Source organism: Streptomyces sp. NPDC007872 (assembly GCF_042868165.1).
In the GTDB taxonomy this organism is placed as follows: Bacteria; Actinomycetota; Actinomycetes; order Streptomycetales; family Streptomycetaceae; genus Streptomyces.
The window spans coordinates 171,548-187,516 of record NZ_JBIAEA010000003.1 but is presented as its reverse complement, the minus strand read 5'-3'; the positions used below and the strand labels follow the sequence as shown (position 1 = coordinate 187,516).

Sequence of the window (15,969 nt, the reverse complement as noted above, 5' to 3'; positions counted from 1 at the left end):
CTAGCGGGACACACGGGATACGGGAGATGTGGGAGATACGGGAGATGCGGGAGATACGGAAAGGGGGAGCACGGGGGTGTAGACGGCGTCGTTCCGGGCGCTCTCCTCGACCGCGGCCAGGACCCGCTGGACCTGGAGGCCGTCGGCGAAGGAGGGCGCGGGGGCGGTGCCGGTCGCGACGGCGTGGACCAGGTCGCGGGCCTGGTGGGCGAAGGTGTGCTCGTAGCCGAGCGTGTGGCCGGGCGGCCACCAGCCCTCCAGGTAGGGGTGACCGGGCTCGGTGACGAGGATGCGGCGGAAGCCGGCCGTGACGGCGGGCTCGGTGTGGTCGTGGAAGGACAGTTCGTTGAGCCGCTCCAGGTCGAAGGCGAGGGAGCCCCGCTCCCCGTCGATCTCCAGGCGCAGCGCGTTCTTGCGGCCGGGCGCCATCCGGCTCGCCTCGAACGTCGCGAGCGCCCCGGAGGCGAGCCGCCCGGTGAAGACGGCCGCGTCGTCGACCGTGACGGCCCCGTGCCCCGGGGCGCCGGACGCGCGAAGCCCGGCCGACGCCCCGGCGAGGAGGGGACGCTTCCTGACGAACGTCTCCAACTGGGCCGAGACGCCGACCAGCGGCTCTCCCGCCAGGTGCTGGGCGAGGTCCACGATGTGCGCCCCCAGGTCCCCGAGCGCCCCCGACCCGGCGCGCTCGCGCTCCAGGCGCCAGGTCAGCGGGAAGTCGGGGTCGACGAGCCAGTCCTGGAGGTAGGTGACGCGCACGTGCCGCAGGGCGCCGAGCCGGCCCTCCGCGACGAGCCGGCGGGCGTGCGCGAGGGCCGGCACCCGGCGGTAGTTGAAGCCGACCATGGCGATCTGGCCGCGTTCCGCCGCCCGGTCCGCCGCCGCCGCCATCGCCTCGGCCTCGGCCACCGAGTTGGCGAGCGGCTTCTCGCACAGCACGTGCTTGCCGGCCTCCAGGGCGGCGACGGCGATCTCCGCGTGGCTGTCGCCCGGGGTGCAGACGTCGACGAGCTGCACGTCGTCGCGGGCGATCAGGGCGCGCCAGTCCGTCTCGGCGGCGGCCCAGCCGTGCCTCCCGGCCGCCGCGCGGACGGCCCCGGGGTCCCGGCCGGCCACCGCGGCGAGCACCGGCCGCAGCGGCAGGTCGAAGGCGCGGCCGACCGTGCGCCAGCCCTGGGAGTGGGCGGCGCCCATGAAGGCGTAACCGATCAGGCCGATGCCGAGCGTCGGCGGGACCCTCTCGCTCTGTTCCATTGGTGTCCTCTCGCAGGCACCGGCCACGGCCGGTGGAGACGTCGGTTCCGCGGCGCGCCGGAAACGGGGCCCCGCCCGGACGGGAGCGAAGGGCCGACGGACCGCCGGGGTCCTCCCGGGCGGCGCCCGTGCCGGTCAGTTGAAGCCGGTGGGCAGGTACTCGTCGACGTTCTCCTTGGTGACGACGGCCGAGTAGAGGGTGATCGAGGCGGGGATCTCCAGCTCGGACATGCCGCCGATGCCCTTCTTCTGGCCGAGGGCGCGCGCCAGGTCGATCGCGGAGGCGGCCATGGTCGGCGGGTAGAGGACGGTGGCCTTGAGGACGCCCGCGTCGGCCTTGATGGCGTCCATGGCGGACTTGGCCCCGGCGCCGCCGACCATGAGGAAGTCCTTGCGGCCGGCCTGGGCGATGGCGCGCAGGGCCCCGACCCCCTGGTCGTCGTCGTGGTTCCAGAGGGCGTCGAACTTCTGCTGCGCCTGGAGCAGTTGGGCCATCTTGGCCTGGCCGGACTCGACGGTGAAGTCGGCGGCCTGGCGGGCGACCTTGCGGATGTTCGGGTAGTTCTTCAGGGCGTCGTCGAAGCCCTGGGTGCGCTGCTTGGTGAGCTCCAGGCTGTCCATGCCGGCGAGTTCGACGACGGTGGCGTTCGGCTTGTCCTTGAGCTTCTCGCCGATGAAGCGGCCGGCGTTGAGGCCCATGCCGTAGTTGTCGCCGCCGATCCAGCACCGGTAGGCCTGCGGGGAGGCGAAGACCCGGTCGAGGTTGACGACGGGGATACCGGCCCGCATGGCCTGGAGACCGACCCGGGTGAGGGCCTTGCCGTCGGCGGGGAGGACGACGAGGACGTCGACCTTCTTGTTGATGAGGGTCTGGACCTGGCCGATCTGGGCGGCGGTGTCGTTGGAGCCCTCGGTGATCTCCAGGGTGACGTCGGAGTACGTCGCGGCGCGCCGCTCGGCGTTCTCGTTGATGGCGTTGAGCCAGCCGTGGTCGGCCTGCGGACCGGCGAAGCCGATGGTGACGGGGGCGCCGGGCTTGTCGTCGGCAGCGGGGGCGGCGCTCCCGGCGGGGACCCGCTCCTCGGGCTCGTTGCTGGTGCAGGCGGTGAGCAGGGCCCCCGCGGAGACGGCGGCGCCGCCGAGGAGGAGGTGTCTGCGGCTGGTTTCGGGCATGGCGGTGGATCCCTTCGGACGGGGCGCGGGGGCGCCGGAGCGTCAGGAGTCGTGGACGGCGCGGCGCTGGACGAGGACGGCGACGACGATGATCGCGCCCTTGGCGATCTGCTGGACCGCGCTCTCCAGGTTGTTGAGGGCGAAGATGTTGGTGATCGTGGTGAAGACGAGGACGCCGAGGACGGAGCCGACGATGGTGCCCCGGCCGCCACTGAGGAGGGTGCCGCCGATGATGGCGGCGGCGATGGCGTCGAGCTCGTACAGGTTGCCGTTGGTGTTCTGGCCGGAACCGGCGAGCACGATCAGGAGGAAGGCCGCGATCCCGCAGCACAGTCCGGAGAGCAGGTAGAGCAGGAGGCGCTGGCGGCGCACGTCGATGCCGGCGAGCCGGGCGGCCTCCGCGTTGCCGCCCACGGCCACCGTCCGGCGGCCGAAGGTGGTGCGGTCGAACAGGAACCAGCCCGCGAGGGTGACGGCCGCGAAGACCAGGACGAGCGGCGGGATCCCGAGGACGTAGGCGTCCTTGACGCCCAGGTCGAGCACGGACTCGACGGTCACCATCTGGGTCCTGCCCTCGGTGATCTGGAGGGCGAGGCCGCGGGCGGAGGCGAACATCGCGAGGGTGGCGATGAAGGGCACCATCCCGCCGTACGCGACGAGGAGGCCGTTCACCAGGCCGCAGCCGAGGCCGACGACCACCGCCGTGAAGAGGATGCCGGCGAAGCCGAACTCCTGGGTCGCCACCGTCGTGGCCCACACGGACGCCAGGGCCACGATGGCGCCGACCGACAGGTCGATGCCGCCGCCGGTGATGACGAAGGTCATGCCGACGGTGACGACGCCGATGACCGAGGCCTGGGTCAGGACGAGTTGCAGGTTGCTCGCGGCCAGGAACTCGTCGGGCCGGGTGAGGCCGCCGACGACCACCAGGGCGGCCAGGACGCCGAGCAGGGACAGGTTGCGCACGTCCGGGCGCAGGCCCAGGGGCCGGCGCGCGGCGGTCTTCCCGCCCGGCGGGGGAGCGAGGGGGGTGACCGGCGCGTCGTGTCCCGCCGGGGTGGTCGACTGCGTCATGCCGTCGGGCTTCCTTTCATCACGAGGTCGAGCACGCGGTGCTCGTCGAGCTCCCGGGCGTCCGCGGTGTGGACGACGTCTCCTTCGCGCAGCACCAGGACGCGGTCCGCGAGGCCGAGGACCTCGGGCAGTTCGCTGGAGACGAGGAGGACGGCGAGGCCCTCGTCGGCGAGCCGCCGCACGACCGCGTACAGCTCGGCGCGGGCGCCGACGTCGACCCCCCGGGTCGGCTCGTCGAGGAGCAGGACCTTGCAGCCGCGCAGGAGCCAGCGGGCGAGCACCGCCTTCTGCTGGTTGCCGCCGGACAGGGTCCGGATCCGGGCGTCGGGGTCGTCGGGCCGCAGGGACAGGTCGCGGGTGACCCGCCGGGCGGCCTCCCGTTCCCGCCGCCGGTCGAGCCGGCCGGCGCGGGCGAAGCGGGAGAGGGTGGAGAGGGTGACGTTGCGGGTGACGGACTCCATCGGCAGCAGCGCCTGTGCCTTGCGCTCCTCGGGGGCGAGGCCGATGCCGGCGCGGACGGCCGAGGGGACGCTGCCCGGCCGCAGCGGGACCCCGTCGACGAGGACGCGTCCGCCGGTCGGCCTGCGCGCGCCGTAGACCGTCTCCAGGATCTCGGAACGTCCCGAGCCGACGAGCCCGGCGAGCCCGACGATCTCGCCGGGGCGGAGCTCCAGGTCGAGCGGGGCGAACTCCCCCTTCCGGGCGAGCCCTTCGACGCGCAGGACGGGTTCGGCCGCGGAGGGGGCCGGCCGCGGGGGGCGTTCCGGGAAGACGTACGCGACGCTGCGGCCGGTCATCAGCGTGATGACCTCGTCGGTCGAGGTGGTCTTCGCGGGCAGCCCGCCCGCGACGGTCCGGCCGTCCTTGATGACGGTGACCCGGTCGCCGATCCTGCGGATCTCCTCCAGGCGGTGGGAGATGTACACGACGGCGACCCCGGCGGCGGTCAGCTCGCCGACGGTCCGGAACAGGTTGTCGACCTCCTCCGGGTCGAGGGCGGCGGACGGCTCGTCCATGACGATGAGGCGGACGTCGTGGGAGAGCGCGCGGGCCATGGAGACGATCTGCCGCTGGGCGGCGGAGAGTTCGCCGGCCGGGCGCGCGGGGTCGATCTCGCCGTGCCCGAGACGCTCCAGCAACCGCGCGGCGGCGGTGCGGGCGGCGCGGGCGCGGACGACGAAGCCCGCGGAGGTGGGCTCGTGGCCGAGGAAGACGTTCTCGGCGACGGACAGTCCCCCGACCAGGTCGAGCTCCTGGTAGAGGGTGGCGATGCCGAGGCGCATGGCCGCGATCGGGGAGCCCGGCGCCACCTCCCGTCCGCACCAGGTGACGGTGCCCCCGTCCGGCCGGTGGGCGCCGGCGAGCACCTTGATCAGGGTGGACTTGCCGGCACCGTTCTGGCCGAGGACGCAGTGGACCTCTCCGGCCCGGACCTCCAGGTCGACGCCGTCGAGGGCGCGGACTCCGGGAAACGACTTCGTGATGCCGGACATGGTGAGCAGGGGCGGTTCTGGTGCCATGGCAATTCCTCGGCTGGTGCGGGCCGTGAGCGGACAGGGCGGACGCGAGAACGGGGGCGTGGCGGGGTGCTCCGGCGGCGGTGCGGCACCGCGGCTTCGCGCGGACGGCACGGCCCCGGAGGCGGGGGACGTACGGGCGTACGGGGTACGGGGTGCGGGTGGTGCGAGCGGTACGGGACGTGCGTGCGGCAGGTCGTACGGGTGGGCCCGGTGCGCGGCACCTCGCGGTGCTCGCGCACGGGAGGCCGCGCGGTGTTCGCGTGCGGGGCACCGCGCGGTGCTCACGTGCTGGGCGCCTCACGGCGCCGGTGTGCGTGGCACCTCGCGGTGCCGGTGTGCGTGGCACCTCGCGGTGCCCGCCGGTCCGTGTCAGGCCGGCGAGAACAGGTGGTCGCTGATGAGCCGGGCCGCGCCGGTCACGCCGGCGGTCGAGCCGAGCTCGCCCAGGACGATGGGCAGGTTCCTGGTCGCGAGGGGGAGGGAGCGCCGGTACACCTGGGTCCGCACGCTCGCGAGGAGCGTGTGCCCGAGGCCCGTCACCCCGCCTCCGATCACGACCATCCCGGGGTTGAAGAAGCTCACGAGCCCGGCGACGACCTGGCCGACCCGGTCACCGCCCGCCCGGATCAGGTCCAGGGCCGTGGCGTCCCCCGCCGCGGCGGCGGCGGAGACGTCCGCCGCGGTCAGCGCGCCGGCGGCCTCGAGCCGGGCGGCGAGGGCGACCGAGCGCCCCTCGCGCGCCGCGTCCTCGGCGTCGCGGGCGAGCGCGGCGCCGCCGAAGTGGGCCTCCAGGCATCCCCGGTTGCCGCAGCCGCAGGCCCGGCCCTCCGGATCGACCTGGATGTGCCCGATGTCGCCGGCGCTGCCCGTCGTACCGCGGTGGACCTCTCCGCCGACGACGATGCCGCAGCCGATGCCGGTGCCGATCTTGACGTACAGGAAGTCGTTCACGGACCGGGCGACGCCCGCGTGCTGCTCGCCCATGGCCATCAGGTTGGCGTCGTTGTCGACCATCACCGGGCACCCCAGGTCCTGGCTGAGCGCCTCCCGGACGGGGAACCCGTCCCAGCCGGGCATGATCGGCGGGGCCACCGGGACGCCCTCGGGGAAGCGGACGGGGCCCGGCACGCCGATGCCCGCGCCGTCGAGTCCGTCCGTGAGCCCCGACGCCTTGAGCTTCCCGACCATCGACAGGACCTGCTCGAAGACCGCGACGGGGCCATCGCGCACGTCCATGGAGTGGTTGAGGTGCCCCAGGACCTCCAGTTCGGCGTTGGTCACCGCGACGTCGATCGAGGTCGCGCCGATGTCGACGCCGAGGAAGCGGAGGCCGGGCGCGAGCCGGATGTTGTGCGAGCGGCGTCCGCCCCGGGAGGCGGCGAGCCCGTCCGCGACGACGAGGCCGGTCTCCAGGAGCCGGTCCACCTCGACCGCGAGCTTGGAGCGGGAGAGGTCGACCTGATCGCCGAGCTGGGCGCGCGAGTTGGGGCCGCCGTCGCGCAACAGCCGGAGCAGGCGGGCCTGATGGGCGTTCGCGGGCCTGGCCGTCATGCGTCGCATGTCCCCTCCTCTCCTCTTCCGTGCTTCGTCCGTTCTTCGCTTTCGAGGGGAACGTAGCAGCGCTTCACCCGGAGGGGAAGGACTTGCGCACAGTTCCGCTTCGACTTCTTCCACGCACAGGACAAAGGGGGAGCGCGTGCGGGCCGTACGCCACGGCGTACGGCCCGCACCACCCCCGTCCTCACGTCGACTCGCCTCAGGGAAGGGCCCACTTCTGGGCGCTCGTCCCGTTGCACGTCCACAACTGGACCTTCGTGCCGTCCGCCGTGGTGCCGCCCGCGACGTCCAGGCACTTGGCGGACTGCGGGTTGCGCAGACTGCCGTCGGCCTGCGCCTGCCAGGTCTGGGCGCCCGATCCGTTGCAGGTCCACAACTGCACCTTCGTGCCGTCCGCCGAGCCGCCGCCCGCGACGTCCAGGCACTTGCCGAGCACCTTCAGGGCGCCGTCGCCGGCCACGGTCCACTGCTGGGCGGCGGTGCTGTTGCACCCCCACACCTGGATCTTCGTGCCGTCCGCGGTCTGGGAGTCGTCGACGTCCAGGCACTTGTTGCCGAGGCCCCGCACCTCTCCCGTGGGCACCCCGCCGGGCAGCCGGTTGAGCGTGTACCAGGCCTCGGTGCTCCACAGGGACTCGCCGGTGGACGAGCTGAAGGGGCGCGGCGAGCGGACGTGCACCACCCGGTCGGCCTTGAGGCCGGGGATGGCCAGGGTGACCGTCCTGCGGTCGGCGGAGAGGGTGGCCGACCCCGCGGTGAGCGTCTCCTCTCCGATCTTCGGGCCGCCGTAGTCGGCGGTCGGCGCGTAACGCCACTGCTTGATCCTGTAGCGCTTGGCCAGGTCGGTGGCCGTCTGCGCCGACAGCGGCTGGGTGTACTCCAGGGCGAAGCCGCCGGGAACGGCGCGCATGGCGCGGATGTCGAAGGCGTCGGCGCCGTTCGGCGCCAGCTTCTGGAGGCCGAAGGCGAGCTTGCCCTCCTGACCCCAGTTGCCGCCCGCGCCGAGCCCGCCCGCGTACAGCGCGCCGTCCGGGCCGACGCTGATCCGGGTCACGCCCGCCTCCAGGCCCTGGGTGAGCCGGAAGACCGCGCCCTGGTACTCGCCGCCCACCTTCTCCAGGAAGCCGCGCTGCACGCCGCCGTACGTCACGTCGCCGAACAGCATCTGGCCGGCGAACGGGCCGCCGGTCAACTGGAGGGGCGTACTGGGCGAGTTGGCTATCTCGTTCTGCGGCAGCCAGAGCACCGGCCTGGTCACCGGCCGGGAGTCGAAGGGGCCGGCCGGGTTCGTGTAGTGGTGGAAGAACCGGTCCTGCTTGATGTGCACCAGCTTCGACGAGGGCAGCCAGCCACCCTGGTTGTCGGTGACGAAGATGCCGCCCTCGGGGCCCCATCCGATGCCGTTCGGGGTGCGCAGGCCTCCGGCCACGTACGAGACCTCGCCGGTCTGCCGGTTCACCTTGATCGTGGTGCCGCGGTTCGGTGCCGGCTGCGGGTTCGTGGTCGCCCCGCCGTAGTTGATGGAGACCGACAGGTTCAGGTAGAAGAACCCGTCCTTGTGGAGGAGGCCGAAGGCGAACTCGTGGAAGTTGCCGCCGAAGGGCCAGGTCGCGACCCGCCGGTACCGGTCGGTGACCTCGTCCCCGTCGGTGTCGTTCAGCTCGGTCAGCTCGTGCTTCTGGGAGACGTAGAGCTTGCCGTCGACGTACGTGATCCCCATGGGCTCCTTCAGGCCCGAGGCCACCTTCTTCACCGTCACCTTGTCGGGGCCGGTGTTCCCCGTGACGTTGCCGAGCAGGTAGACCTCGCCCGTGGTGGTGTTGCTGCCGCCCCAGGTGGTGACGGCCAGTCGGCCGTCGGGCAGCCAGTCCATCGCGGAGACCTGCGGCTCGAAGCCCTTGGGCCGGAGGTCGGTGAGGGTGTAGTTCGGGTGCACGCCGGTGAGCGGCAGGCCGTCGCCGGGCGTGTCCGCGATGCCCTCGCACTCCTTGCGGCCCGGCGCGGTCACGCGGACGACGTCGGCGTCCGTGCTCAGGGCCGAGTTCGGCACGACGGCGAAGCCGGCGGCGCCCGGCGGCTTCCAGGACAGCGTGATCTGCTGGCCGCCGTCGCGCTCGAAGTGCTCGATGCGCAGCGCGTGGGCGCCCGCCGTCAGGTTCACGGTCGCGTCCTTGGGGTCCGGACCGTGCAGGCCGTCGTGGTCGATCACCACCCGGTCGTCGATCAGGAGGCGGGAGCCGTCGTCGCTGGCGAGGCGGAGGGTGTAGCCGCCCGCCTGCGGGACGACGAGGTTGCCGACGACGTGGGTGACGAAGTGGGTCTCCAGGCCGAAGTCGGTGGACGTGGACCAGTCGACCACCGGCATCAGCTTGTCGATGTTGGGGGTCTGACCCGGTTTCAGCACGCAGAGGTTGTTCAGCGGGATCTGCACGTCGAAGACGCGGAGCGTGACCCCGGGCGTCTGCGGGGGGAGTGCGGCGGCGGCCCGGCCCTCGAGGGTCGAACCGGCCGGGACGGCGGAGCCCTTCACGCGGGCGAGCCCGTTCGCGTCGGCGGGATCGTGCGCGGGGCCCCGGGAGGCCGGGGCGGCCGGCGCGGTGGGGGAGGGGGGAGCGGCCGGAGAGGCCGGGGAGACAGACAGGGCGGCGGTCAGTAACGAAGCGATGAGCGTGCCGGCCGGTCGGCCGGCCGATCGGGGGGAGTACAGCCGTGGACGCACGTGACCTCCTGACGGCCCTTCGGGACGCGAAGGGCTCCGATCGGGCAAGTGGGGGATCCACCGCCGCCGGGACGCGCCGTCGTCCCGGGTACGGAGGCGCTGCGGGCGGGAGGGAGCGGGTCCGCACCGTCGCGTCGGACACAGTAGGGACTTCTCCCGGCACCGTCCATGCTTTGTCCCCGGTGTGAATAAAGTGACGAAAACTCGCGCGCACCGGGTTACGGACTTCGACAAAGCCCGCTAACTTCCTTGAAATGAACCGGTCATGAGCTGCGGACCGGCCCCTACGGCGTGACGGCGCACGCCCGTAGCCCCTCGGCAGCACGCTGAGGCCACCACCACCCCCACTTCCGTCGGGAGACCTCTGTGCGCATGAGAACGCCCGGGCGCGGACGCGCCCGCTTCTTGCTGACCGCCGTGGCCTGCACCCTCGGCTGTCTCCTGCCGGTGTCCCCGGCCACCTCCGCGCCCGCGCACCGGGACCACGGCACCACGGCCGGAGCAGCGGCCGCGGCCGCCCCGGAGTTCCAGCAGGTCACGCTGGCCAAGGGCGTGGCCGAGACCGGCGAGCCCATGACCCTGGCCGTCCTCCCGGACCGCTCGGTCCTGCACACCTCCCGCGACGGCACGCTCCGGCGCACCGACGCCGCGGGCACCACCACCGTGGCGGGCCGGCTCGACGTCTACAGCCACGACGAGGAGGGCCTGCAGGGCGTCGCGGCGGACCCGGGCTTCTCGTCCAACCGGCAGATCTACCTCTACTACGCCCCCAAGCTCACCACCCCGGGCGGCGACGCCCCCGCGGACGGCACGGCCGCCGACTTCACCCCGTACGACGGGGTCAACCGGCTCTCCCGGTTCGTCCTGAGGGCCGACGGCACCCTGGACCCCGCCAGCGAGAAGAAGATCCTGGACGTGCCCGCCTCCCGCGGCCTGTGCTGCCACGTCGGCGGCGACATCGACTTCGACGCGGCCGGCAACCTCTACCTGTCGACCGGCGACGACAGCAACCCCTTCGCCTCGGACGGCTTCACCCCGATCGACGAACGGGCCGGCCGCAACCCCGCCTACGACGCCCAGCGCTCGGCCGGCAACACCAACGACCTGCGCGGCAAGGTCCTGCGGATCAAGGTGAACGCCGACGGCTCCTACACGGTCCCCAGCGGCAACCTCTTCGCGCCCGGCACGGCGAAGACCCGTCCCGAGATCTACGCGATGGGCTTCCGCAACCCCTTCCGGATGAGCGTCGACAAGGCCACCGGCACCGTCTACCTGGGCGACTACGGCCCCGACTCGGGCACCGCGTCCCCCGCCCGGGGACCGGAGGGCCAGGTCGAGTTCAACCGGATCACCAAGGCGGGCAACTTCGGCTGGCCCTACTGCACGGGCAAGAACGACGCCTACACGGACTACGACTTCGCCACCGGCACCTCGGGAGCGGTCTTCACCTGCGCCGCCCCGAAGAACACCTCCCCGCGCAACACCGGCCTCACCGACCTGCCGCCCGCCCAGCCCGCCTGGATCCCGTACAACGGCTCCTCCGTCCCCGAGTTCGGCGGCGGCTCGGAGTCGCCCATGGCCGGCCCGGTCTACCGCTACGACGCCGCCTCGACCTCCGAGGTGAAGTTCCCCCAGGAGTACGACGGGGACTTCTTCGCCGGTGAGTTCGGCCGCCGCTGGATCAAGCGGATCGAGGCCGCCGCCGACGGCACCGTGCAGTCGATCAACGCCTTCCCCTGGACCGGCACCCAGGTGATGGACTCGGCCTTCGGACCGGACGGCGCCCTGTACGTCCTCGACTACGGCACCGGGTACTTCAACGGCGACGAGAACTCCGCCCTGTACCGGATCGAACACGTCACGGGCGGCCGCGCCCCGATCGCCCAGGCCCGCGCGAACGTCACCTCCGGCAGGGCGCCGCTCACCGTCTCCTTCTCGTCGACCGGCAGTTCCGACCCCGACGGCGACGCCCTCTCCCACGCCTGGACCTTCGGCGACGGCGCCACCGCCACCACCGCCGCCCCCTCCCACACGTACACGGCCGACGGCCGGTACACGGCCACGCTCAAGGTCGCCGACTCCACCGGAAAGTCGGCGACCGCCTCAGTCCTGATCACGGTCGGGAACACGGCCCCCACGGTCCGCCTCGACCTGCCCGCCGACGGGAGCGTCTACGACTTCGGCGCGGCGATCCCCTTCAAGGTGACGGTGACCGACCCCGAGGACGGCACGATCGACTGCTCCAGGGTGAAGGTCACCTTCATCGTCGGGCACGACAGCCACGGACACCCGCAGACCTCGGCCACCGGCTGCGCGGGCACCCTGCGGACCCTCGCCGACGGGGAGCACGACCCCAACGCCAACGTCTTCGGCGTCGTCGACGCCGAGTACACCGACAAGGGCGCGAACGGCCTGCCCGCGCTGACCGCGCACGACCAGCACGTCACCCAGCCCAGCCACCGCCAGGCCGAGCACTACGGCGAGTCCTCCGGGGTCGAGGTCGTCAGCCACGCCCCCGCGCACGGCGGCAAGACCGTCGGGTACATCGAGAACGGCGACTGGATCGCCTTCCGGCCGTACGCCCTGGCGAACGCGGACCGGTTCACCGCCCGGATCTCCTCGGCGGGAACGGGCGGCACGATCGAGGTGCGCGCCGGTTCCCCGACCGGCACCCTGCTCGGCACGGTCGCCGCACCGGTCACCGGCGGCTGGGAGACCTTCCAGGACGTGACCACCACGCTCGGCAACCGCCCGTCCGGCTCCACGACCCTGTACCTCGTCTTCAAGGGTGCCGCCGGTTCGCTGTTCGACGTGGACGAGTTCTCCTTCACGACCTCCGGCGGCGGCGCGCGCTCCGGCCCGGTGAAGGGCGTGAACGCCAAGTGCCTGGACGTCGACGACGCCGGCACCGCGGACGGCACGAAGATCCAGCTCTGGACCTGCAACGGCAGCACCGCCCAGAACTGGACGCTCCCCGGCGACGGCACCCTGCGGGCCCTCGGCAAGTGCCTGGACGTCTCGGGCGGCGGCACGGCCGACGGGACGAGGATCCAGCTCTGGACCTGCAACGGCACCGCCGCCCAGAACTGGGCGGCCCAGGCCGACGGCACGGTCCGCAACCCGCAGTCGGCCAAGTGCCTGGACGCCTCGGGCGGCGTGTGGAACGACGGGACGGCCGTCCACCTGTGGACCTGCCACACCGGAACCAACCAGAAGTGGACCCTGCCGTAGCTCTCCGGCCGCGGGGCCCCACGGCCCCGCGGCCGCCCGGACAAGGAGGCGACCGTTCCATGCGTACCCCCCTGAAGGCGGTTCTCGGCCTGCTGGCCGGCGCCGCGCTCTGCCTGACCCCCCAGGCGGCGGCCCAGGCCGCACCGCCGGGACACTCCACGACCGCGACCGGCGAGGCCGCCGGGGCGCGCGCCGCCGCGGACCCGGCCTACAAGGTCCTCGTCTTCTCCAGGACGGCCGGCTTCCGGCACTCCTCGATCGCCCCCGGCATCGCGGCCCTGCGCGACCTGGGCACGGCGAACAACTTCACCGTCGACGCCACCGAGGACGCCCAGGCCTTCACGACCGGCAACCTCGGCCAGTACGAGGCGGTCGTCTTCCTGTCGACCACCGGTGACGTCCTGAACGCCACCCAGCAGACCGCGTTCGAGCAGTACGTACGGGGCGGCGGCGGATACGTCGGCATCCACGCCGCCGCCGACACCGAGTACGACTGGCCCTTCTACGAAGGCCTGGCCGGAGCCCTCTTCCACTCGCACCCGGCCGTCCAGTCCGCCACCGTCAAGGTGGAGGACCGGGCGCACGACGCCACCGCCCACCTGGGCACCACCTGGCAGCGCACCGACGAGTGGTACAACTACCGCGCCAACCCGCGCTCCACCGCCCACGTCCTGGCCTCCCTCGACGAGAGCAGCTACACGGGCGGGAACATGTCCGGCGACCATCCGATCGCCTGGTGCAAGGGATACGAGGGCGGCCGGGCCTTCTACACCGGAGGCGGCCACACCGACGAGTCGTACGCCGAACCCGCCTTCCGCCGCCACCTGTTGGGCGGGATCCGCTGGGCCGCCGGCATGACCGAGGCCGACTGCCGCCCGGAGACCGGCTACACGTCCCTCTTCGACGGCTCGTCCACCACCGGCTGGAAGCAGGCCGGTCCGGGCGGATTCGCCCTCGCGGACGGCACGCTCACCTCCCAGGGCGGAATGGGCCTGCTGTGGCACTCCGCCGAGGAGTTCACCGGCGACTACTCCCTCAAGCTCGACTGGAGGGCCGCGGGCGACGACAACTCCGGCGTCTTCATCGGGTTCCCGGCCTCCGACGACCCGTGGACCGCGGTGAACAACGGCTACGAGATCCAGATCGACGCCACCGACGCGGCCGACCGCACCACCGGATCCGTCTACGGCTTCAAGTCCGCCGACATCGCCGCGCGCGACGCCGCGCTGAACCCGCCCGGCGAGTGGAACACGTACGAACTCCGGGTCACCGGCGAGCGCCTGGAGATCTTCCTGAACGGCGCGAAGATCAACGACTTCACCAACACCGACCCGGTCCGGAGCCTGCGCCAGGGGCACATCGGCCTCCAGAACCACGGGACCGGCGACGACGTGTCCTTCCGCGACATCCGGATCAAGCAGAGCGGCGGACAGCCCGGCTCCCGCACGGGCGAGGTCAAGGGCGTCAACGGCAAGTGCCTGGACGTCGACAACTCCCTGACCGCGGACGGTACGAAGATCCAGCTCTGGACCTGCAACGGCACGGCCGCCCAGAAGTGGACGGTCGCGGCCGACGGCACCGTGAAGGCGCTCGGCAAGTGCCTGGACGTCTCGGGCGGCGGCAGCGCGGACGGCACGAAGGTGCAACTGTGGACCTGCAACGGCACGGGCGCGCAGAAGTGGACGCCCCAGACCGACGGCACGGTCCGCAACCCGCAGTCGGCCAAGTGCCTGGACGCCTCGGGCGGCGTGTGGAACGACGGCACGGCCGTCCACCTGTGGACCTGCCACACCGGAACCAACCAGAAGTGGACCCTGCCCTGACGGGACATGGGCCCTGACGTGAGCGCGGCCCCCGGTGACGTGGAACCTTCCACGTCACCGGGGGCCGCGGCCCGCCGCACCGACGCACGCGAGTGCGTGCGGCCTCAGCGTCGCGGGGGAAACGGGAAGAGTTCCGGGCCGTCGGTCACATCCGTGCGGTCCGGTCCGTCAGAGCGGTGAAGACGCTGACCGACCATGACGGAGGAACCACCATGAGCAGCTCCCCGACCGGCGGACGACCGGTGCTCACCCGCCACACCGAGGCCGAGACCTGTGCCGACCCCAGCAGCGTGATGACGCTGCTCGCCGACTCGGACGGCACCGCCGGCGGGTTCACCGGCTACCGCTCCACCTTCGCGCAGGGAGCGGTGGGAGCGCCCGCCCACTTCCACACCAGGGCGACGGAGCTCTTCTTCGTGATCGGCGGATCCCTCCGGGTGCTGGTGGGGGAGGAGGTCACCGTCCTGGAGGCGGGCGACTTCCTGGCCGTGCCGCCCGGCACCCCGCACGCCTTCGCCGCGGCGCCGGGCCGCGAGGCGGACGTGCTGTTCGTGTTCACGCCGGGCGCGGGCCGGTTCGACTACCTGCGCCTGCTCGGCCGGGTGATGCGCGGCGAGGCGGACGCCGGGGAGATCGCCGCCTCGGCCGAGCGGTTCGACAACCACTACGTCGACAGCCCCGTCTGGCGGGCCGCCCTGGAGGCCTCGGCGTGACCGCGGCTCACCGCGCGGCGCCGTGTTCCCGTTCGGCGAAGCGGCGCCGCGCGGCCTCGATCTCGCCCAGGTGGCGGCGGGCCCAGGCACACATGCCGTTGACCGTGTCGCGCAACGCCGCGCCCGCCTCGGTGAGCCGGTAGTCCACGCGCGGCGGAACCGTCGCGTACACGGTCCTGTGCACCACCCCGTCCCGTTCCAGCCCGCGCAGGGTCTGCGTGAGCATCTTGTGGCTGATGCCCTCCACCTCGGCCCTCAGCTCGGTGAACCGCAGCGTCCGCGCTCCCAGGACGTCGATGATCAGCGGGGCCCATTTGTTGGCCACCCCCGAGAAGATCTCGCGTGCCAGGGAATCGGCGCGCGTCGCGTCCCCGTCCTGCTCGGTTTCCATCAGGTGCCCCTCTCACGGAAAAGTGCGTTCTCCCCCGTCGGAACAGACTCCCCTACCGTTGCCGAACAACCGGAAGCGACCTGGGGGAGCGAGCACATGACCATCCTGAAGACCTACGCGCGCCTGTGGGTCGACGACCTCGACCGCGCCCTGCCGCTCCTGGAGCGCCTCACGGGCGAGCGGCCCCACCTGCGGCTGACGTTCCACGAGGTCGCCCTCGGGGCCATCGGCGACTTCCTGGTCATCGCGGGGCCGGCCGGGGAACGCGCGAAGTACGAGCACGCCTCCGCCACCGTCGTCGTCGACGACCTCGACGCCCTCCAGGAGACCTTGAAGGCCGCCGGAGCCACCCTCACCACCCCCGCGACCGACGGCCCGACCGGACGGTTCCTCTACGCCCGCCACGCGGACGGAGCGGGCGTCGAGTACGTCGAGTGGAACGCGGAACTGCTCCGCGAACTCACCCGCGCGTCGGAGCCCCCGGCGGAGTGACCTCCTCCCGGCAAGCGCCACGACT

General features: G+C 72.7%; 11 protein-coding genes. 4 read left to right on the top strand and 7 right to left on the bottom strand.

Annotated features, from left to right (window positions below):
• The 6 genes from ACFYNX_RS11380 to ACFYNX_RS11355 form a co-directional block, all read right to left on the bottom strand.
• Positions 1-1,251 (bottom strand): Gfo/Idh/MocA family protein, encoded by a 1,251-nt coding sequence (locus ACFYNX_RS11380; RefSeq protein ID WP_388660233.1) that lies wholly within the window; start codon positions 1,249-1,251, stop codon positions 1-3.
• Between the two features lie 135 nt (positions 1,252-1,386).
• A complete protein-coding gene (locus tag ACFYNX_RS11375) occupies positions 1,387-2,424 on the bottom strand; it encodes a substrate-binding domain-containing protein (RefSeq protein ID WP_388660230.1) in 1,038 nt (345 codons plus the stop codon).
• A 42-nt stretch (positions 2,425-2,466) separates the two neighbouring features.
• Positions 2,467-3,498 (bottom strand): ABC transporter permease, encoded by a 1,032-nt coding sequence (locus ACFYNX_RS11370; RefSeq protein ID WP_388660228.1) that lies wholly within the window; start codon positions 3,496-3,498, stop codon positions 2,467-2,469.
• Positions 3,495-5,018 (bottom strand): sugar ABC transporter ATP-binding protein, encoded by a 1,524-nt coding sequence (locus ACFYNX_RS11365; RefSeq protein WP_388660225.1) that lies wholly within the window; start codon positions 5,016-5,018, stop codon positions 3,495-3,497. Before ACFYNX_RS11365 ends, ACFYNX_RS11370 begins: the two co-directional genes overlap by 4 nt.
• A 369-nt stretch (positions 5,019-5,387) precedes the next feature.
• Positions 5,388-6,569: an ROK family protein gene (locus tag ACFYNX_RS11360; protein WP_388661521.1), complete on the bottom strand. Its 1,182-nt coding sequence runs from the start codon at positions 6,567-6,569 to the stop codon at positions 5,388-5,390.
• A gap of 205 nt (positions 6,570-6,774) precedes the next feature.
• Positions 6,775-9,105: a ricin-type beta-trefoil lectin domain protein gene (locus tag ACFYNX_RS11355; protein WP_388660222.1), complete on the bottom strand. Its 2,331-nt coding sequence runs from the start codon at positions 9,103-9,105 to the stop codon at positions 6,775-6,777.
• Positions 9,106-9,666: 561 nt separating this feature from the next.
• Between ACFYNX_RS11355 and ACFYNX_RS11350 the strand changes: the two genes are divergently transcribed.
• The 3 genes from ACFYNX_RS11350 (at position 9,667) to ACFYNX_RS11340 (ending at position 15,061) form a co-directional block, all read left to right on the top strand.
• A complete protein-coding gene (locus ACFYNX_RS11350; RefSeq protein WP_388660219.1) occupies positions 9,667-12,525 on the top strand; it encodes a PQQ-dependent sugar dehydrogenase in 2,859 nt (952 codons plus the stop codon).
• A 59-nt stretch (positions 12,526-12,584) separates the two neighbouring features.
• The gene (locus ACFYNX_RS11345) at positions 12,585-14,348 is read left to right on the top strand and encodes a ThuA domain-containing protein (protein WP_388660216.1); all 1,764 of its coding nucleotides are present in this window, start codon (positions 12,585-12,587) and stop codon (positions 14,346-14,348) included.
• Between the two features lie 212 nt (positions 14,349-14,560).
• Positions 14,561-15,061, top strand: a complete 501-nt coding sequence (locus ACFYNX_RS11340) for a cupin domain-containing protein (RefSeq protein ID WP_388660213.1) — start codon at positions 14,561-14,563, stop codon at positions 15,059-15,061.
• 7 nt (positions 15,062-15,068) lie between these two features.
• On the opposite strand, the gene ACFYNX_RS11335 is transcribed toward ACFYNX_RS11340, so the two are convergent.
• The gene (locus ACFYNX_RS11335) at positions 15,069-15,452 is read right to left on the bottom strand and encodes a winged helix-turn-helix transcriptional regulator (RefSeq protein ID WP_388660210.1); all 384 of its coding nucleotides are present in this window, start codon (positions 15,450-15,452) and stop codon (positions 15,069-15,071) included.
• Positions 15,453-15,548: 96 nt separating this feature from the next.
• On the opposite strand from ACFYNX_RS11335, the gene ACFYNX_RS11330 reads away from it, so the two are divergent.
• Positions 15,549-15,944 (top strand): VOC family protein, encoded by a 396-nt coding sequence (locus ACFYNX_RS11330; protein ID WP_365542201.1) that lies wholly within the window; start codon positions 15,549-15,551, stop codon positions 15,942-15,944.
• Positions 15,945-15,969: the final 25 nt, after the last annotated feature.